Here is a 19648-nt window from a genome sequence, read left to right as displayed (position 1 = left end):
CGGTGTTCCACGACGATGGTTTGCACATGGGGATCCGCCAGCAACTTCATGAGCTTAGGCCGATGCCCATTTCGCCCCGAACCGATTTCCGTCACTCCCTTGACTACGACAAGCCTTTGTTGCGTCGCAAATTCGGTCAAGCGAGCGATTTGACGCTCTAAGTCCACCTTCTGATTAGAACTGGACACGCGCGCATAGAGCGCTACAGCTTTTTCCACCGGTTCCGGCTCGTGTACGAGAATGGTGCCCGTTGGCGTCTGCTCAAACGGAACTGGCATGCGGCCTTCTTTTACCCAGCGTCTTATATGATATCCCCTTTTTTCTAGCCCAATCACTAAGTTTCATAGATATAGAATATAATAAACGTACATAGATATCTATAAATTATAGAGCAGTTTTCAACCCTTTGGGGCAGATGTATAAAAAGGCCTAGTTATGCGGAGGACTCACCCTACACCCACCTGAAAACCACAGGGGCTATCCCAAGCACACTTACGATTGCGAGGACAGCCCCTGTAAAGTAGCGGATGTGCGGTTACAAACGGTACAACACCCCGGGGTCAACCTTGGCGACGCGGCGCAATGGGCGGCACATGAACCGCACCCGCTACATCGTTAGGTGTTACCTTGAAAGCCGGGTTATACTTGGCCGAATCGGTAATGAATTCTGGTTCGGTGGAGCGCCAGATGAAGAAACACGTTGGACACTGATAGAGTTCCCAGGCCCCTTTCACCGGCGACCGGGCAATCACGCTGGCCTCCTTCGCCTCGCAGCGCGGACAGACAGCCATCAACACTCACTCCTTTGCGTTTCTACCACGTCCTGTATCAGATAGCCCTTACGTTCTTATATCAGGTAGCGTTTGTGTTCTGCATCAAATCGCGCAGGATGCGCTCCCACTTCTCTGTGGCCGGGGGACTGTCGAGCTGCTGCGAATAGTGCCCACGGCGCTCAGGAGCCAGCGGAGTCGTGGCATCGAGAATCATCTTGTGCGTCATGCCCGCCGGTTCTGAACCGGGATCAAGCGGCAAGACGGACAACTCGGGGATGATGACCACATCGTATTTTGGGTTCATCTTCGTAGACAGCGCCCACATCACCTGCGGAAGGTTGAACGGATCGACATCGGCATCCACAACGATGACCAGTTTGCAGTATCCCAGGCCGTGCGGGGTAGTCAGGGCACGCATACCGACCGCCTTGGCAAAGCCCCCATAACGAGTCTTTGTCGAAATAATCGCCACCAGCCCATGCGTATACATCGCGTTCACCGCGACGATTTCATCCGGATAGGCCTGCTTCAACTGGTGATAGAGTGGAACCGACGTGTTCAACCCAATCATGTAGTCGACCTCGGTCCACGGCATCCCCAGGTACAGATGCTCGAAAATCGGGTTTTTCCGATGGTACACCCGGTGAATTTGAATCACTGGCATACTGCGTCCACCCGAGTAGTGACCGGTGAACTCCCCGAAGGGTCCCTCAAACTCACGTACCCCCGCGAGGATTTCCCCGACCAACACGACCTCGGCACCCCAGGGGACATCCAGATTGCAGTCGTTCAAATGCACGATACGATACGGTTCTTCCTGTAGAGCACCGGCCATTTCATACTCCGACTGGTCGTAGAGCAACGGGGTGCCCGCAACCGTGGTGATAACCGGATCGCACCCGATAGCGATGGCCACAGGCAGGTTTTCCCCTCGTTCTTCGGCCATCCGCAGATGCAGGGCGATGTCATGCTGCGGCACCGGCTGGATGCCGAGCCGATTCGGTCCTTTGACCTGCAGCCGGTAAATTCCCACGTTTTGCTTGCCAAAGTGTTCGGGATCGGACGGATCGCGGGAGATGACACAGGCTTTGTCCACGTAGTAGCCGCCGTCGCCCTTGTTCAGTCGGAACAAGGGCAACAGCTCGAACAGGTTGATGTTTTCCGAAACCTGACACTCCTGAAACGGGGCCGTCTCGCGCCGCTCCACAGCCACCGGAAACCGGTCAAACCGGCGTGCAAACTCGAAAAACTGCTCCTTCACCGATGTGTTTTTCGGAAGCCCCAGCATGAGGGCGTGATTCGACCAGGAACCGGTGATGTTCATCGCCACCCGAGCGTTCTCATACCCGTAGATGTGGTTGAACAGCAGTGCCGGAGAATGCTCACCCAGATTGCTCACAGCGCGCCCGGCCGAACCTAAGTCCGGTTCTGGCATCACTTCCTCGTCAATTGACAACAGTTGTCCTTCTCGCTGCAGCGTCTGCAAAAACGTCCGCAAGTCATGATAAGCCATGAGAACGCCCCTCCTTTGCGCTCACTACACCATTCCATCGGTTCGCCTCTTCAGCGTACAAGCCAAATTGGTCCAATGTGCGATAAACAATGTGGTTGACCATGGCCTCCACCGAGCCCGGATGGTTGTAAAAGGCCATCATGGGCGGCAGGATGACAGCTCCCATCTGCGAGAGCGCGAGCATGTTCTCCAAGTGGACGGTGCTGAGTGGGGTTTCGCGGGTCAGCAGGACCAATTTTCTGCGCTCTTTGAGCATCACGTCGGCCGCCCGCGTAATCAGGTTGTCCGCCAGCCCGACCCGAATGGCGGCCAGGGTCTTCATGCTGCATGGCGCAACCACCATGCCATCCACCGGGTACGATCCGCTTGAAATTGCGGCTCCCTGGTCGTGATGTGCATACCAGTGTGTCGCCAGCCGCTTCACGTCCTCAACCCGGTAGTCGGTCTCCAGGCGCAGGGTGGACGCGGCCCATTGGGACATGACCACGTGGGTCTCCACCTCGGCCCGCTGCAACTCCTGCAGTAGACGGACGCCGAGAATCGCACCGGTGGCGCCGGTGATCCCGACGACGATACGCATTCACTTGCCCCCTTTCACACACGGTGGCTCCGATAGAAGTATAATCGTCGCTCTGGTATATTAAAAATATCTATTAAGAATACGTGCCATACCTATATGGTATATTGAGAGAGGGGGAACCTGCGTGGACCTTCGTCACCTGCGGTACTTTGTCACAATTGCGGAAGAAGGGCAAGTGACAGCGGCCGCCCGGCGATTGCGTATGGCGCAGCCGCCGCTCAGCCGTCAATTGAAAGAAATGGAGGACGAACTGGGGGTTCTGCTGTTTGAACGCGGTGGTCGCCAGCTGACCCTCACCGCAGAAGGGGAGGTATTGTATCGGCGCGCCAAACGCCTGTTGGCGGAAATGGACGAAGCAGTAGCTGAGGTTCGCGAGATGAAGCAGGCGGTGAACGGCACGCTGGCCGTCGGGGCCACGCTGTATTGTGCGACGCAGCTCTTGCAAACGGTTTTGCACATGGGGAAGGCTTATCCGCAGATTACCTTCAAGGTGTGGGAAGGGGAAACGCAAGAGCTGGTGAACCTACTGGAAACCCGGGAGATTGAGTTGGCGATTGTCAACGCGCCCATGCGCAGCCGCAGCTTCACCTCACTGCGCCTTGCGGACGATCCGTTCGTCCTCGTGGCGCCCGGGCAGTGGACAATGTCGCAAGGCGGCGCGGTGAGCTTAGAAGAAATCGCCCGGCTGCCGCTGATTCTCCTTCGCACCGTATATGGTGGCGGTGTGTACGACAAACTGATAGAACAGTTCCACCGCCATAACCTTAGTCCCAACGTCATCTGCGAGTGCCGCGACACGGATCGTTCGAAAAGGGATCGGCCATGCTGCTCAGCCTAATTGCCCGGGGTTTTGGGGCCACCCTGCTGCCTTCATCCGTGCTCTCTTTGCATAACACAGACCACTACCGGACCAGTCCGATTGCGGACAATCCATGGATGCTCCAGCCGACTCTCATCTGTCCACGCGGCCACTATCTTTCCCGCGCCGCACGCGCCTTCTGGGAGCTTGCTAAGGAGTTGCACACCCGCGACTCGCGTAAGTTACATACCCTGGAATCGCGCGCAACCAACTCGCGCCCCAGCGAGGCCGATTGAACGGCCTCGCTGTTTCCTGGGACACGTACCGAAAACGGATCGTTCGAAAAGGGATAGGTCGCGATAGACCGTGAACATCGTGTTCACGGTCCAAAGCGACGGAGGCCTAGGGTTTGAGTGCGCGCGTCGAGGATTTGGTGGCTTGGTTGACCTGCTGACGAAACCAGGCCAGGAGGTCAGACTGATGGTCAGATGTCACCTCGTGTTCGGAAGGATACACGATGTATTTGACGGAGCGTGCGCGCTCCCGCATGTACTCGTACGTTTTGTGACCGATGGTCTCAGGGAAGACCGCGTCGAAGCTCCCGTGCGCCACTAGGACGTCGACGTCTTCGAGGGACTGCACGGTGAACTCCGCATCGAGGAAGTCCGGCACGTACCCGTGCAGGGCAGCGATGCCACGAATGCGGCTGCCGAGGAGCCGACCCAAGGTCGCACTCAGGATGGCTCCTTGACTAAATCCACAGAGAAACCGCTGATTCTCGTCAATCGGATAGGTTGCCGTAGCGTAGTCGATAAAGGTCTGCATTTTGGTGACGGCCTCATCAAACAGCTCGCGCACGGGTTTTCCATATTCTTTTAAATAATAGAAGGCATACCCATCTTCGTAGGTGAGATTGCCACGCACGGCCACAATAATGAATTCTTCGCGCAGGTCTTGGAGCAGCGAGAGCATATCCTCATCGGTATAGCCAATGCCGTGCAGAGCGAACACGGCCGGGTATTTTCTCCCTTCGCTTGCACCGGACGGGACGAGAATCGAATAGTTGTATGGACTTTTCATTAGTAGGACCCCTCCTCAGGACTCCTGGTTGACCCAGCGTTCGAATTCGGACACAGCGCGCCGGGCGCATGCCTCATCCTGGTCGCCGCTGCCGCCAGATACCCCCACTCCCCCGACCAACTGACCATCAATACGCAGAGGCAATCCACCGGCAAAAATGGTCAGGCGGGGTGTATGCACGATGCCGTGCAGGAGGGCCGGATCGTCTTTGATGCGCGAATACCACTCCCGCGTGGGAATCCCGAAAGCGCTGGCCGTATACGCCTTGTTCTGCGCTATCTCCACACTGAGCAACGGGGCTCCGTCCATGCGAACAAACCCGCACAAATTGCCACCGTCGTCCGTTACGGCAACATTGACGGCAATTCCCATGGACTGGGCCTCGTCACAGGCAGCCTGAAGCATCTCCATGACCACAGCCCGCGTCAGCACCGGTTTTGTGTTATACGCTTTCATGACATTCGCTCCTCAGTAATCGCGGTTGGACAATCCTCGAATTCCAAGTCGCCAATGGACAACAGCAACAGCAAGCCAGTGTATAGTTGATTGGCCACATAAGGGTTTTGCAGGTGGCAATCCAAAATTTCCGACAAACGCTGTAATCGGTAGCGCAAACCGCTGATCGAAAAATTCATGACACGCGCCGTTTTATGCACGTTTCCTCCATTGTTCAGGAAGTAGTACAGCGTCTTGGTCAATTCTTTATCCCTATCCGTCATCAGTAGCGGTCCCAGCCAACGCCGGGCAAACTTGCGAGCGGAATCGACGTCCTTGCACAGCACGCCCTCCACACCTAACGTGTCAAACACCTTGATGTGGGCTTGACCACAGGCCAGACGAAAGGCAGCAACACTCTCGGAATACAGTTCCTGCAAATCAGCCGTCACGTCCGATACCGAGCTCATCCCCACCTTGACGATCCGCTCGGGCCACGCTGCCTGCACGTAGGCGCGCAGCTGCTGGCAGAGCTCCTCTCGCCGAGTACACTCCCGGTATTCCGGATGCCGGGCGACGAGCACGACCACGTTGCCTTCACGCTGCCCCACCAACGCATTGAGCCTACGCTGTTTCGTGAAGGAAGACGTCAATCGCAGCAGGTGCTCTTGTACCGATACGCGCTCCTCCACGGACATTTTACCTTGGGCCGGCCCCAAAGTCAGGAGAAAATATGGGGACTGAAACTGAAACCCGATGTAATGCGCCCGCCGGGTCATCTCGTCAGCGACAATCTGACGGTTGGACAACAGGTCATCAAGAAAATCTCCGCGCATGCGCTGCTCCGTATCAAAACGGGTCTGCTCGTTGAACAGATAAAGTGAACAGGCTACAGCCGCCTGCTCCAACATCAACGGATGCACGTCTTCGGGCTGTTGCCCTTCGTAAAACACGACACAATAGCCACCCGCGTGGCGGTTGTGCAAAAGCGGGGTCATGAGCGCACTGCGCCCCGGACCGAATTCAATCGTGGTGGTCTGCTGGAGCGTCGGCCTGGCCAGCGACGTCTGACTGTGGGTACGCCGCCAGTGCTTCGACAGCTCGACAAGACAACTGGCCACCTTGGACTTGGCCATCCCGGACGTGGCGAGCGGATTTAAGAACGAGTCGGTAATGACGAGGGGCAATTGCGTAATCTCTGTAAACGTATCGGCGATGAAGGAGAGATTACGTTCGTGCAGGACCTCCTGGGTGAGGCTGCGTTGAATCCGATAGACCTTCCCCAGATTCGCTCTCTCGGTCTGCAGCTTGGAGAACATCTCTTCCAGTTCGTCGATAATGCGGTTGGACTGGTAGTAACGCAGTTCTTCGTATACCTGGCCATGCCACTCCTCAAGCGTTCGACAGACACAAAGACAGTGGTCGTGTCCCATCGCTTCGCACTTAGTTTCCATGGCAATGACCTGACGCCCAAACAGGGTGGACAGGTAACCGCTGGCATATCCCACCAAGGTGTAACACACAGGATGACGACTGATGCCAATCATCTGTTTGTGGACCTGGGCCTCATAGGAATTGCGCCAACGCCCCTCAATGACAAGGGTTCCTTGGCTGGAATCAATCTCGCAGCGGAGAAATTTCGATTCAGAGAGATACCCATGCAGTGCATGTAAGCGCGGTCCGGCAAGAAACGCGTCCAGCTCCTCATCCCACTCCATCGACCGCATCTTCATCGCATCGCTGGCGCCACAGTGCCAACCCACACGCAGGAGAAACCCTTTCGCCCGATCCACTCCGAGTGTCTCAATCAATTCCCGGCGCAAGGCCCCGAGCGCCGAGATCGGCATGGTCAGAGTCCTATCCATATGAATGCCGTGCTCGTCATGAATGCCGCGTTCGTCCATCGGTCGGGTATCGTAAATCATTTCTAAGCTCAAGTCCTGACTCCTCACAGATCCACCACCTGACCGGAGGGGGATTAGTTGCTCGCCAACGACACCTTCACGTGGCTGTGCGGATAGGTCTTGCAGGCCAGCGTGTAGTTGAGGGCCCGTTCCTCATCGGGCAGCACCGCTTTTGAGCTGGGTCCGCGATGAAACTCCCCCTCTTCAATCTTCACCTTGCACATGCCGCACCCGCCCCCCTTGCAACCAAAGGCGAGGCGCACGCCGTGGCGGATGGCTGCCTCAAGCAGGGTCTCACTCTCCCTGCACTCGAAATCCCGTCCATCCCACGGACCACCAATCAATTGCACGCGATGCATCCCAGACCCTCCTTATCTATTCGCACCTTTTCGAAATTCCTCCTGCTTGCCCGGAGCCAGAACATACGGACAGTTCGGTTGAGCAAGGAATTATCGCTGTCCCTTTTGAGCGGGGCGCTATCGCTGCCCCTCCGCCACCTGCTCCCGCATCCGTTTTGCACGCATTGTCTCCCCGGCAACCCCCCAGTTGTCCAAGGGCACTTCAGCAATTACCACACGCACCGTGGCCAGTGGAATGTTCAACGTCTCTGCCACGGCCGTCGACGTCCGCGCAATCAGTTCCTCCTTTTGGGCTTGGGTACAACCTTCAAGCAGTTGGATATTTAAAAAAGGCATGCTGCGTCGCCTCCTTTTGCGGGCAAGAGTCACCTGTGGAAAAAGGGTAAGTATGCGGCCAATCGGTCAGCTCGCACAAATGACTGGCGTGCGAAAAGTCGTCAGCCGGCGAAAACGGGCAACTGGCTGTACTGGCCACTGAAAAAGAGCAGCGGCTGACCGGATTGGATGTTCAGGCTCGTGACTTCACCGATGAACAGGGTATGGTCCCCCGCAGGGTGCGCGTCGACCACATTGCACGCCAAGGTAACCAGCGAGCCCGAGAGGACAGGGAGACCATCCATCCACGCAAATTCAGGCGAACGCGCGTTCGAGAGCTGTCCGGCAAAAGTCATGGCGACTTCCTTTTGCGATTCCGCCAGGACGCTGACGCCGTAGCGACCCGTTTGTTGAATACAGGCGTTCATCTTTGCGCGGTTGCTGATGGAGACCAGCACCAGTTTGGGATTGAGCGACACCGACATGAAGGCGTTGGCGGTCATCCCCCGCGGTTGGTTGTCTTGCAAGCTGGTCACGACGGTGATTCCGGTGGCGAAACGGCCCATGGCGGTACGAAATTCGCGATCATCCATGTCTTCTCACCTCATGCGTGTACGGAGTAGGGACCCTCGTGATTGGTCTTAACCGCGTGCTGTTCGAACACCCGAGGGTCCAAATGGGTACCGATGTATTTACCAGACCGGATCGCCCGGGAAACCGAAGATGGTGCGGCCATAAGCGGCCATCGAGTCTTCATACAGGTGATTGGGATGAGCAGCGACGGCCAACAAATCGCGCGTAAAGAGCTCGACCGGATCTCCTTTGAAAATGGAGTTTCCGCCCAAAGTCAGGAGGATGCGAACGGCTACGTCGGCGCACGTTTTGGCCACTTCCCCGCGTAGGGCAAACAGCCGCTCGCATTCCTCGTCACCGACCACCACTTTGCCCTCGGCTTGCCAAGTCTCCAGCTGACGGGTATAAAAATCAATCAATCCCTCGGCGGCCAACAGGCGCGTCTTCGCCTCCGCCAACAAGCGCTGGCTGCCCGCCGAGTCTTTCTCCTTCGCCCCCATCTTAAAGATGCGCACCCGCTTCTCCGTACGCTCCTGGAACAAATCCAGCACACGCTCTGCCCCACCCAGGGCCACCACCGGGAAACCGAGCAGGAAGAGGGGCATAAACGGCATCCGATAGACCGGATCGGCCGGGTCATATTCTCCCCCTGTGGGCAAACCGGTGGCAAGCAGTCGTCCCGCAGGCAGCACCCGATGCGCCGGTACATACGCGCCGTCGACGGACACTCCATTGCTTCCGGAACCACGTAGGCCCACGGTATCCCAGTTATGAATGATGGTAAAGTCTTTACGCGGTAGCGCCATCACGCAGTATTCGGGCCCATTGCCATCGGGAAGCTCAGCCATGCAGCCAAGTCCAACCCAGTCCGCCCAGAGGACCCCACTACAAAAGTTCCAGCGTCCGTAGAGACGATAGCCGTCCCCATCGCGCTCAGCCCGTCCCACAGGCGCCACGACGTCTGCCAACAGGCCATCGGACCCAAGTACCTCGTCCCGCCCTGCCGGCGGCAGGTGGGCGGCCCAGACTTCGTGCATCGAGTAGAAGTACGCGAGCCACCCGGCCGCCACACTGTGTCTGGAAACCGTCCGAATGATCTCGTTGTAGGTGGACAGGTCAACCGAGAAGCCGCCGTACTTTTTCGGCTTCAATAGCCGGTGAAACTGGGCGTCGCGGATAGCTTCGGCGATCCGTTCGGAAAAGTGCGCGTTTTTGTCCGCCTCGAACGCCTCTGCCTCGGCCAACTTTCCAACCATCTCCGCACGCCGCAAGAGTTCCTCTCGGGTCGGAACGCTCTCGCCAAGCATCGTTGCAAGCTGCTGATTCGCCACGCCTTCATCCTCCCTTAAAGCCGATTATTCTGCACCTTTTTGCCCCTCAAACTCGTTGATTACGTGAGAGCTTTCATATAGGACTCTTCAATCAGCATGCGGCGGTGATAGAAAATGCCGTGCATAATTTTGTCTTCCGTCCAGGTGATGGTCGGGAAGTCAGGGTAGGTCGTGTAGCCGCCGGCGAACGCCTCGTTACGGTTGCCGGACGGATCGAAAAAGTAGACGGTCTGTCCGCGCGTGAGGCCGTGCCGAGTCGGCGTGATCTCGATATGCACGTCGTTGCGGGCAAGGATGTCCGCCGCCTTCAGCACGTCATGCCAGCTCTCTACGAAGAATGCGGTATGGTGCATCTTCTTGTCTGGACCTTTGATGAACGCGACGTCGTGCGGTTTCCCGTTGGCGGCATACAAGAAACTGCCGACCATGTCCTCACCGTCGACGGTCATGACGCGTTCACTCTGGTAGAGCCCGAGCGCCTCAGTGAAGAAACGGGTAACCGTTTTCACGTCTTCGCCGGTAAGCAGTACGTGGTCCAAACGGTGGGGCGCGATGCCGCGGGTGTCCTCGGGCCACGGATCTGGATTCCAGACCCCCACCTTTGTGCCGAGCGTTTCAATTTTGTGGTACAGTTCAACCTGATGTCCGGTCGGCAATTCAAACCGGATGGCTTCCCCCTCGCCAACGCGTGTGCCGCGCGATACTCGCTGCAATGTGCAGCCAAATTGCTCCACCCGCTTTTCATAGAACGCCAGGTCGTCCTCCTTCTCGACCTTGAACGCAAAGTGGTCCAAACCGGGTGAATCCGCTTTCTCCAAGATCAGACTGTGGTGGTCATACTCGTCCCATGCCTTCAGGTAGACCTTGTCCCCCTCCCGGGCCACCTCGTCCAGTCCAATCACGTTGGTGTAATAACGAACCGCGTCATCCAGGTCCATCACCCTTAAGTGAGCCCGGCCAATACGCATAATAGCCATATCTCTCAACCCCTCATTGAAGATGGTGATTACAGGGTTCATGGTAAGGAGTCAGGACGAGATTTTATAGCGATGAACCACGCGGATATCAGACGAATAGTTCAGTATATTTAGTTCGAATCGTACGAATAGATAAGAGCATAAATTATCCAATAGCCTCAGGCTGTCGATCAATTGATTGGATAGTGGTCCCTGTGTAGGTGCCGCACGAGGAGGCTCCAATCGCTGGGTGCCACGCAGACGGATAAATGTACGAACGGTCACTGCACAAACGAGAAGTACAGTGGCGAGACGCGCCGTGCGGATCGATTACGCGAAACACCGATGACATACGAAGAGTACGCCAACCTACCGGAAGATGGCAACCGATATCAGCTGGTAGACGGGCAACTGGAACTGATAAGCCCTGCGCCTTCTCTTACCCACCAGATGATCCGCTGCTCGGCCCAAATGGAATCTACGACTTGGTCGACGTTTACACAGGTGATGAACCGATTCGCTCAGAGAGATTGAAGTGCGTCTCGTTCTCCATGAATGCGATTATGAATCGAGTAAAGAATCTGCCGGAGGCGTGATTGGCAGGCGTCGGACACGTTCACCTATTTGCCGCCCATCCACACAGCGGCGAACAACTCTCCACGATCGCCCCAATCACGCCCATCTTAGACTGAATATGAGAAGAAGGGTTGCAGGACGACACAAAGCGTTTCAAATAACTCAGACCCACCAAATCCGCACAGTGTAATGCCGTGGGGTATCAAATCCGTAAAAAAAAAAAAAGAAAAAGGCCCACACGATAAATGAATCGTGCAGCCCCTGGCTGGATTTTCATTCTTCTATGAAGCGACGTGCCGTGATGAGACGCAATTTATACCCCAACGGTTGGGGACGATGTGCTTAGCACTTCCAGTGCGCGGCCTCTTGTTCTTGGGCCAAAGACCGCTGTGACGACGGCGAGAATGATCCACGTTGCGGCAATGTAGACGAATACGCTCTTATACCCGTAACTGTTGAAGAAAAAGACAACGATCATTGGGCCGAACACGTTTGCCAGTCGTCCAACGCCATACACGAGGCCTGAACCCGAGTTGCGTACCTCCGTTGGGTACAATTCCGGCGTATACGCATACAACAGAGGTGCAAAGGTCTGAATGAACATAGCGACGAGAAATCCAAACACCACAATCATCGTCGTGTTAAATGTCAAGCCGTATAGCAAACCACAAACTGCGATGAGCACGCCGAAGAAAACAACCAACCATTTCCGATCAATTCGATCTGAAATGAGATATGCGATAAAGGCACCTGGAACCGCACCGATTGACATCGCTGACGACCAAGCGAGTGAATGAACCAATGAAAACCCATGAGCGACTAAAAGGGTTGGCACCCATGACATAAACCCGTAAAATCCAAGCGTTTGCAGTATCCAGACAATCAGGAGGACGATGGTACGACCTAAATAACGTCCTGAAAACAACTCCGCATAGCCCTGTTTGCTAACCACGGGCTTGATTTCCTCAACTGGATTCGGCAAACTACCCTTATCCCTTGAGACCTCAGCCTCAATGGCACTCATAACTTGATTGGCCTCATCCAAACGGCCACGATTCTCTAACCACCGAGGAGACTCTTTCATACGAGTTGCAAGAATCGCACAGATAAAGCCAAGTGAACCCCATACGTAAACCAACCGCCATGCCCACGGAGCAGTCGGAATCAAGAAGCGTGCCACGTAGGCGGTGATAGGTATGCCACAGAGACCGATTGTCATAATCAACCCCTGGTAGGTCCCACGCTTTTTCGCCGGAAAAACTTCACTGATATAAGTGATACCAACCACCGTCATGGCTGACAGTCCGAAACCGGTTACAAAACGTGTAATGAAAAGAGTAGTCATGTTCATTGCGAATGCATTTAACAAAGAAAAGACAGAGTATATTAGCACTGTCGATATGAGACTCTTTTTTCGACCGATTCGATCGGATACGTAACCGATCACTGAGGCACCAAGGAACATTCCAAGGAATGTCGCCGATGTGACAGTACCAATCGAGGAAATCTTAAGATTCCACGCTTTTTCGATAGCCGGCGCTGTGTAAGAAAGTGTATTGATATCACCGAGCTCGAAGAAAAAGGCGAATGCGAGAACTAATACTACGTACCGATGAAATGATGCAATCGGTAACCGTTCTAAACGCGCGCCAACTGAAAACCTGTCACTCATTTACCTTCCCCCTATAGGAGTTTTGTTAACGCCTTCATTTAGTCCACGCAAATAGGCTAAACGACCACCTCCTTAAAGATTCGGAACCCATGCGTGCCCACTTATTAATGGCCTGGCGGTTCGAACTAGGGTCACCTTACAAACGTCTGAATCTGGTTTTTCAGCAACTTTAGCTCTCATTTCCAAGACTCCCGCGGGATGACCAATTCTAAGTCGGTTGCTGTTTCTACAACTAAGAGAACACTTGTCAAAGCTAATTGTACCCTCATATTTGGAAGATACAGTCAGTGCAATACCGCCCGTTACAGCATATGTTGGATGAAGCCTTCCCATGGTCAACACACGGGCCGCAATATCATAGTCCTCGGTTTGAATCAACTCCTCATCAGTAGATTGATAGTTCCGCGGTGATTGGACCACAGCAATTTTCGGAAGAGCATGTGTGGTTGGGCTGACAGGTTCATCGGATTTAAAGATCCCCAACATCCTGCCAACCTGCTGTCGGACCTCCTCCATTATGGGTAGGACATCGCGGAGTTCCTCTTCTTGTACCTCCGTCCCTTGCAAGTAGAGTTCGTCACCGTCCATGAACACGGTCAGGTTTCCAATATCAATGACGGTCACTCGGTATACACGACCATCAGGCAGCCGAACACGATCGACCCTATTTCCCGTCGGAAACAATTTGCCAGTGACACCGCCGCCCGAATCAAAGAAATCCAAGTAGACCGGCGATGCATTTCCAGGAACTCCAGCAATCCTCGTATCACCATCTGTCACAAAGTGTCCGTCTCTTACCATGAATCTGGATACGATAACTGAATCCGTATTCGTGTTATAGATACGCACTCGCATCCACCCATCCTGCGTCACTGGAACTAATCCTTGTTCAACAGCGAATGGTCCAATGGCGGAAGATACGTTTCCACAATTGGGCTTATAATCGATATAAGGCTTATCAATGCTTACCTGGCCAAAAGTGTAATCCACATCCGCATCATCCCGCTTGGACACTTCTACAATTCCTAATTTGCTAGTAGTTGGCGTTGCACCACCCAGACCGTTGATCTGTTTCGTATCAGGACTGCCAAATAGATGAAGAATCATTCGATCGCGAATTTTGGGATCAGCTGGTAAATCTCGCCCACGTAACAGTAGCACTTTGCTGGTTCCACCGCGGTAGATGGAACAAGGAATCGTGGACCAGTTCATCATTTAACCTCCCCGTCAACCAAAAAAGCCCAGCATTCACCGATGATCGGCTTATGCTGGGCTTCACACGATTATTCGTTAGAGGTTATCTAGCGACTCACGCGAAACAGCAATAGCGTTTGCAGTTTGATCAAAATTGGATGATAACATCACTTGTCTATGGCAGTCAATTCGTGCGGCATCAATTGTGCTTAACAGGGTGACCTTAAAGCCTTGATACCACTGACTAGAACTATAATAAAGCAAAAACAGAATTTATTCAACCCTTATTTACAATTGCTTGATGCGTGGGCGACACACGCTTGTTGGTTTTGGTTGATGGAACTGCTTCGTTTGCCGTTCGTTCCTCCTGCGCATAACGAATCAAGGCCATGTATCGATACACAAAATGAACGAATTTCGAGTATGGTGCTGTAAAGAAGAGCGATGCAACACTGCTTAAGTGTATTACAAGAATGATACCCATTGCCGCAGTATCGCGGAACAACAGAACAAGCATGCCCGTTACTGCAATCATCAACAGTGAAATGGAGAATGCGTTCCCCGAGCGCCTGGCCTTTTCATCAGACACGGAACGGTCGCTCTTAGACTTCACGTAGAGGAAACCGGAGGTACCGATAATAATACCGATACCACCTAGAATACCTAGAATGACAACCGGGTTATAGATTGGGTAAGGCGCTTGGATATGCAACACATGAGAATAGAAAGCGCCGAGCGTTGTCGATGCGAAATCGAGTACAAATCCGTATAACACAAACTGGTGCAACCACTTTCGATGGCCAGCAAGCTCCTCTTCTGTAGCTTCCCGGCCAAGGTAACGCAGCTTTAATGCATCGGCAGTGGCCTTCCGGATATCCCTCGCTAACACACGCTCCGACATCGGGGATTTAATATCATTCCAAAACCGTACCGCTCCGATGATCCAACCGCCAACGAACCACAGTCCCAGGGCCCCAAAAGCAATTTCCAAAAACACTTCCGAAAGAACCTTGTAGAACGCGCCTGTGCCAACGTGCCGCCGGAACAATCCTGCTGCACCATTCATCCCCAGTACAATAGCAACCAGTAAAATGAATCCAATCACTGCTATGATCCAAAAATTGGATTTCTTATCCCCCAACGCCTTACCCAAGCCACTCGGCCATGCATACTTTTTATAAAGTTCTTCACGCAGACTGCCAAAAAGCTTGGGTGGATTAATGCCGAACTGGTGAGGTGTCGTAAACGGACAGGCAAAGACGCACTCCTTACAGTCATGGCACAGGTTGGCCAGATAGGACATATCTTTATCGGTAAAGTTACGCCGCCACTCTATGGCCCGCCATACCGCACAGTAGCCCTCGCAGTAGCGGCACGCATTACATACCTGCATTTGACGCTTCCCGTCATCCATCAACTTATTTAGCGACATTGGCAGCTTCCTCCCCAGCAATTCTCCCGAAGACAGCACCCATCGTCAATCCAAACCCTGCCAAATAACCGCGACGCAGCACATTCCCGGCCACCATTTCCCCTGCCGCAAACATGTTGGTCAACTGACGCCCGTCTTTCATCTGAATTTTCGCTTTCTCATTGATGCGGACACCTAAGTATGTGAACGTAATCCCAGTCCGGAGTGGGTACGCATAAAACGGAGGTTTATCAATCCGAATGGCCCAGTGACTTTTTTGTGGTGTGAGCCCTTTTGTGTGGCAATCGTCCAATTCACCAGGATTAAATGTACCTGGTTGTACCGCACTGTTGAATGTTGCAACGGTTTCTTCCAGTTGCGCAGGATCCAAGCCTAGCTTCATGGCGAGCTCGCCGAGTGTATCCGCAACGACCGGAGCAAATACCGAAGGCATAAATTTTCCCATCGCCTTGCTGTCGATGATCGAATAAGCGATTTGGTCCGGTTGCCGTGCGATAAGACCACCCCAGATGGCATAACGTTTGGGCCAGAAATCTTCACCTTCGTCGTAGAATCGCAAACCGTTCTTGTTGACCACAATGCCGAACGGCACGCTGTCGAGGCGCGTGACAATCCCTCCGTCAAACTTCGGCGCTCGACCGTCAACCGCTACCGCATGAAAGGCATCCGGCTCACCGATCGGCTCGGCCCCATAATTCAGCATGATTTCAATGATGTTTCCCTGATTATACGGTGTTCCGCGAATGATAAAGTTGTCTGCGGCGCCCCCCCAGTATTTTCTATGCCATTCTACATTTGCTTCAAATCCACCGGAGGCTAAGACAACCGCTCTCGCGTGGACCGTAATCGGTTCATTCACTCGGCGCACTTGGGCTGCCTTAAACGTATCGCCATCGATTATTAAGTCTTCAACCAACGCGTCATACCAGACATCCACGCCCTTCGCTTCCGCCATGTGGTAGTACGCATTCATCATAGCCCGGCCACCACCAAGCATAAACATGTTCGTCCGCGCCAGATGAAGTGTACCGGACAGGGGCGCCTGCCAGCGGATGCCTTGACGGCTGAGCCAATCCGGCAATTCTGCGGATTTGGTAACAATCAAACGCGCCAGCCGTTCATCTATTTCTCCGCCAGCAACTCGTTTGAGGTCGTCCAGAAACTCATCTTCTGTGTAGGTACCTATCATGTAGTCATTTTCGTGCATGTGCATGATCCGGAAATCGCGTGTATGCCGACTATTTCCCCCGCGATAAAATTTTGGGGCCCGTTCAACCACAAGTACCCTAACGCCTTGTTCTCGTGCCCTCAGAGCAGCCGAGAGCGCGGCATTTCCTCCGCCAACTACAAGTACGTCATAATCGTGTTGAAACACTTTTCGACCCATACTCATCCTCCGACAGTCTGCGTAGTTCATCTGATTACAAAAATAAATGCACCAGCAGCCATTACGGCGGACTGGTGCACTTTTGATTCTTTGACCAACGGTCAGTTGGGCAACTCAAAACATGACAGTCATCATCGGTGTATTTATTTTGCTTTTTATTCTACATGTTCGAAGGACGGCAAACAATAACACAACCTGGAAATCACGTGATACCTTACGCACATCGTGCAATCACATTGTTGACATACGCTCATATTCCGACTCAAGGTCTTTGAGCGCGGCAATTAACGCAGCTTTTGCTGCTCCGTGGTAGTGTAATCTGATCTCATCAATCATCCCATCTACTCCGTCTTTGAGAGAGCAGCCTCGCAACAATTCGGAAACGAAGGCTCTTCCTAACTGAGTGGCCAAAGTACACTCAACGGACAATATTACAGCGTGCTTCGTTTCAATTTCCACAGTCAAAGCCAAGGTATCGTACGCGGCCTTTGCCGCCGAGCCAGACGGCAGTTTCCCATGCCCTGCAATAAAAGCTTTTGGTACCAAACTCATGATCTCTCTCCTATACCTGCTTTGTCATACGCACGTAATTAATTACATGTTCTTAGAGAGTACACCGTGTAAAAGCGGAGGTGACAGTGAAAATGGATGAAATCATGTTCGCTCCGTTGGGGATTTTCCTGGCCCACGCTGAGTAGACGGTTTTCTATCCGCTAATCCGTCTTCACAATACTCCACCCCTCAAATAAAGACATGAAGTCTTATTATAAGTCCACGAGTTTGTGCTCAGCGATGACCCTGAGGCCATGTGGCGTTGGACAACCTTCTACATGACATACCGTACCACTTGTATGCCGAATTCGCCACCAAGTATATAGGAATAAGGTATAGGGTCTTTATTCCAAAAACTACGGGTTAACTCTCATACTCGACGTGTCTAAAACATTGTGTATCCGTTTCAATTATGTAATTCTCGAGCATTCATTGCGATTACACATATGGCATTTGGTAGCTTTTGAAGGAAGGTACTCATTGCAAAGTGCACAAATGAGTCTTGATGGCGCCGCAGGACGGTGTTTCGTGGGTCTACACCGCCCTGCAAGGGTGAGTTCTCTAGAGGACGAAAAGGTGAGATTGAGAGAAACATCGCCAAACGCGGAAAGGTAAGGGCGCTTCAAGGCATCAATTCACGAGAATACGACGCATTTGGTCATTGATCTCCGCGATGGCGTCGGCCCAGGCTGCATTCGGATTTTTATTATTGTGAGCTACCAACGCCAGTTCCTGCGTAAAGTAGTTGTTAACCGTTGAATCGTACGGACTTTGGAACCCAATATCAATCGCCTTGTCCGAGGCAGCAAAATACTGATTGATGTTCTCTCCGCCAAAATACGGGGATGGTTGATTCATGATCGGTTTGGTAAATGCGCTCGGTGTCGATGGGTACAGCCCGAGCGTGTGATAGGCGTAGGCCTGATGCTCCGGATTTTGCAGCCACAAAATGATCTTCGCCGCCAGTTCTGGGTACTTGCAGTCCTTGGTAACCCCGATGAAGGATCCACCCAAGTCGGCCGCGCCTCCGGGGGCCGCGGCCACACGCCACACACCCTGCCGCGAGTCCGATTGCTGCAACTGCGGGACCATCCAGCTAGCCCCGATGAAACTGGCAAAGCCATCATGGTGGGCGGCGGCACTCCAGGCTGTGGTCCATTCGTCAATGTCTGCCGACAATCCTTTTTGATGAAACTCCACAGCCAGGTTCCAGGCGTTCTGAACAACCGGATTGTGCTCGTAAATCGGTTTCATATCCGACGTGAAATAATACTTCTTCCCTTGGTTGAGAGCAGCATTGTAGACGGTGGTTAGGTTATCGACAAGCGGAACACCGGTCTTGGCCTTGATTTGTTCGCCGGCCTGGATGTAGTTCTGCCAGGTTTTCAATTTATCAGAAACAGCTTCGGGTGAGGTGGGCAACCCTGCCTTTTTGAAGACCTTGGTGTTGTAGTACAAAACCACGGGTCCTGTATCCATGGGGATGGCGACCTGGTACTTATGATCCGGCGTTGAAGCCAGGTTCCACTTCCAACCTAGGTAGAGTTTCTTTGCCTGCCGGACCTCTGGAAATTGATTCAGGTTTACGAACTGGTTATAGTCTTTCACCATCGTGGCAATGAAGTCGGCGGAGTTAATGGCCGTGATGTCTGGAGCGTCGTCGGCGTACATGGCCGCAATCAGTTTCGACTCAAAATTCCCACCGATTTTCTCAGCCTGTAAGTGAACATTGGGGAAGGCTTTGTCGACTTGTTTCAACAGGTTATCGTCAATGGAATCGTTCCAATACCACAAGGTGAGTGTAATCTTTCCACTTGGTTTAGCCCCGGTCTGACCACACCCCACGGTAGCCGTCGCCATAGACAGAGCCATAACTGCGGCAAGGATCTGTCTCCATTTCACGGTTGTCCCATCCCTTCACGGTTCGTTGTTGTAGCCGCTCACGCTATTTGGCGGTGAATTTCTCACCGCCATTGTCGTGAGCGTTGTACCGTCATTCCGCCAGCGGACTGAACGCTGTGCCGACAGCCATCCCAGCCATGGGAGAGCAGCCGGTCAACCGACTGCTCCTCGTTGCCGATCCAGATCGGCCAGTACCCGCTGGATATGAGTGTCTTCCACCACGTCGCTGTCCTTGGCTGCCGCAGCGTACAGGGCCTGCAGACAGATTTGGTTCACAACTCGGGGGATCCCTCGGCTGGCTGCGTAGACCAGATG

Annotated in this window: 20 protein-coding genes; 2 read left to right on the top strand and 18 right to left on the bottom strand. The window is 53.5% G+C overall.

The features are described from left to right. From H522_RS0115285 to H522_RS19815, 4 genes are all read right to left on the bottom strand, one after another. Positions 1–278 (bottom strand): recombinase family protein (locus H522_RS0115285; protein ID WP_026962997.1); only part of this gene is annotated, 278 nt, incomplete at its 3' end. Positions 279–560: 282 nt separating this feature from the next. Then, entirely contained in the window at positions 561–791 is a 231-nt protein-coding gene (locus H522_RS0115280; protein WP_026962996.1) for a non-oxidative hydroxyarylic acid decarboxylases subunit D, read from the bottom strand. 61 nt (positions 792–852) lie between these two features. Further along, positions 853–2286, bottom strand: a complete 1434-nt coding sequence (locus H522_RS0115275; protein ID WP_026962995.1) for a non-oxidative hydroxyarylic acid decarboxylases subunit C — start codon at positions 2284–2286, stop codon at positions 853–855. After that, positions 2273–2866, bottom strand: coding sequence for a non-oxidative hydroxyarylic acid decarboxylases subunit B (locus H522_RS19815; protein ID WP_051344347.1), 594 nt, complete (start codon positions 2864–2866; stop codon positions 2273–2275). Before H522_RS19815 ends, H522_RS0115275 begins: the two co-directional genes overlap by 14 nt. A gap of 124 nt (positions 2867–2990) precedes the next feature. Between H522_RS19815 and H522_RS19810 the strand changes: the two genes are divergently transcribed. Both H522_RS19810 and H522_RS22360 read left to right on the top strand, forming a co-directional pair. Next, positions 2991–3704 (top strand): LysR family transcriptional regulator, encoded by a 714-nt coding sequence (locus H522_RS19810; protein WP_051344346.1) that lies wholly within the window; start codon positions 2991–2993, stop codon positions 3702–3704. Further along, positions 3689–3961, top strand: a complete 273-nt coding sequence (locus H522_RS22360; RefSeq protein ID WP_051344345.1) for a LysR family transcriptional regulator substrate-binding protein — start codon at positions 3689–3691, stop codon at positions 3959–3961. The genes H522_RS19810 and H522_RS22360 overlap by 16 nt, the downstream gene beginning before the upstream one ends. A 106-nt stretch (positions 3962–4067) precedes the next feature. On the opposite strand, the gene H522_RS19805 is transcribed toward H522_RS22360, so the two are convergent. From H522_RS19805 to H522_RS0115195, 14 genes are all read right to left on the bottom strand, one after another. Further along, entirely contained in the window at positions 4068–4745 is a 678-nt protein-coding gene (locus H522_RS19805) for an alpha/beta hydrolase (RefSeq protein WP_051344344.1), read from the bottom strand. 15 nt (positions 4746–4760) lie between these two features. Then, the gene (locus H522_RS0115255) at positions 4761–5201 is read right to left on the bottom strand and encodes a GlcG/HbpS family heme-binding protein (protein ID WP_026962994.1); all 441 of its coding nucleotides are present in this window, start codon (positions 5199–5201) and stop codon (positions 4761–4763) included. After that, positions 5198–7117: a XylR N-terminal domain-containing protein gene (locus H522_RS0115250; RefSeq protein ID WP_026962993.1), complete on the bottom strand. Its 1920-nt coding sequence runs from the start codon at positions 7115–7117 to the stop codon at positions 5198–5200. The genes H522_RS0115255 and H522_RS0115250 overlap by 4 nt, the downstream gene beginning before the upstream one ends. Positions 7118–7158: 41 nt before the next feature. Then, entirely contained in the window at positions 7159–7443 is a 285-nt protein-coding gene (locus H522_RS0115245) for a 2Fe-2S iron-sulfur cluster-binding protein (protein WP_051344343.1), read from the bottom strand. 117 nt (positions 7444–7560) lie between these two features. Then, on the bottom strand, positions 7561–7812 hold the full coding sequence (locus H522_RS0115240; RefSeq protein ID WP_273365819.1) for a 2-hydroxymuconate tautomerase family protein: 252 nt from the start codon (positions 7810–7812) through the stop codon (positions 7561–7563). 68 nt (positions 7813–7880) lie between these two features. Next, positions 7881–8351 carry a flavin reductase family protein gene (locus H522_RS0115235; protein ID WP_026962990.1) on the bottom strand — a complete coding sequence of 157 codons (471 nt, stop codon included), beginning with the start codon at positions 8349–8351 and terminating at the stop codon, positions 7881–7883. A 99-nt stretch (positions 8352–8450) separates the two neighbouring features. After that, positions 8451–9662 carry a flavin-dependent monooxygenase gene (locus H522_RS0115230; protein ID WP_245578146.1) on the bottom strand — a complete coding sequence of 404 codons (1212 nt, stop codon included), beginning with the start codon at positions 9660–9662 and terminating at the stop codon, positions 8451–8453. 59 nt (positions 9663–9721) lie between these two features. Beyond that, the gene (locus H522_RS0115225; protein ID WP_026962988.1) at positions 9722–10639 is read right to left on the bottom strand and encodes a catechol 2,3-dioxygenase; all 918 of its coding nucleotides are present in this window, start codon (positions 10637–10639) and stop codon (positions 9722–9724) included. Between the two features lie 868 nt (positions 10640–11507). Then, on the bottom strand, positions 11508–12866 hold the full coding sequence (locus H522_RS0115220) for an MFS transporter (protein WP_026962987.1): 1359 nt from the start codon (positions 12864–12866) through the stop codon (positions 11508–11510). Between the two features lie 72 nt (positions 12867–12938). Continuing rightward, positions 12939–14078, bottom strand: a complete 1140-nt coding sequence (locus H522_RS0115215; protein ID WP_051344342.1) for a PrpF domain-containing protein — start codon at positions 14076–14078, stop codon at positions 12939–12941. A 259-nt stretch (positions 14079–14337) separates the two neighbouring features. Beyond that, complete coding sequence (gene tcuB / locus H522_RS19800) at positions 14338–15492, bottom strand: tricarballylate utilization 4Fe-4S protein TcuB (protein WP_035454347.1); 1155 nt, start codon at positions 15490–15492, stop codon at positions 14338–14340. Continuing rightward, entirely contained in the window at positions 15479–16879 is a 1401-nt protein-coding gene (gene tcuA, locus H522_RS0115205; RefSeq protein WP_026962985.1) for an FAD-dependent tricarballylate dehydrogenase TcuA, read from the bottom strand. Before tcuA ends, tcuB begins: the two co-directional genes overlap by 14 nt. Positions 16880–17110: 231 nt before the next feature. After that, on the bottom strand, positions 17111–17431 hold the full coding sequence (locus H522_RS0115200; RefSeq protein WP_026962984.1) for a DUF3870 domain-containing protein: 321 nt from the start codon (positions 17429–17431) through the stop codon (positions 17111–17113). 630 nt (positions 17432–18061) lie between these two features. Continuing rightward, complete coding sequence (locus tag H522_RS0115195; RefSeq protein ID WP_155836481.1) at positions 18062–19333, bottom strand: ABC transporter substrate-binding protein; 1272 nt, start codon at positions 19331–19333, stop codon at positions 18062–18064. Between the last annotated feature and the right edge of the window lie 315 nt (positions 19334–19648).

This window comes from Alicyclobacillus herbarius DSM 13609, from assembly GCF_000430585.1.
Lineage (GTDB): Bacteria > Bacillota > Bacilli > Alicyclobacillales > Alicyclobacillaceae > Alicyclobacillus_G > Alicyclobacillus_G herbarius.
Note: the sequence above shows the minus strand (reverse complement) of the source record. Positions and strands in the feature narration are given on the sequence as shown.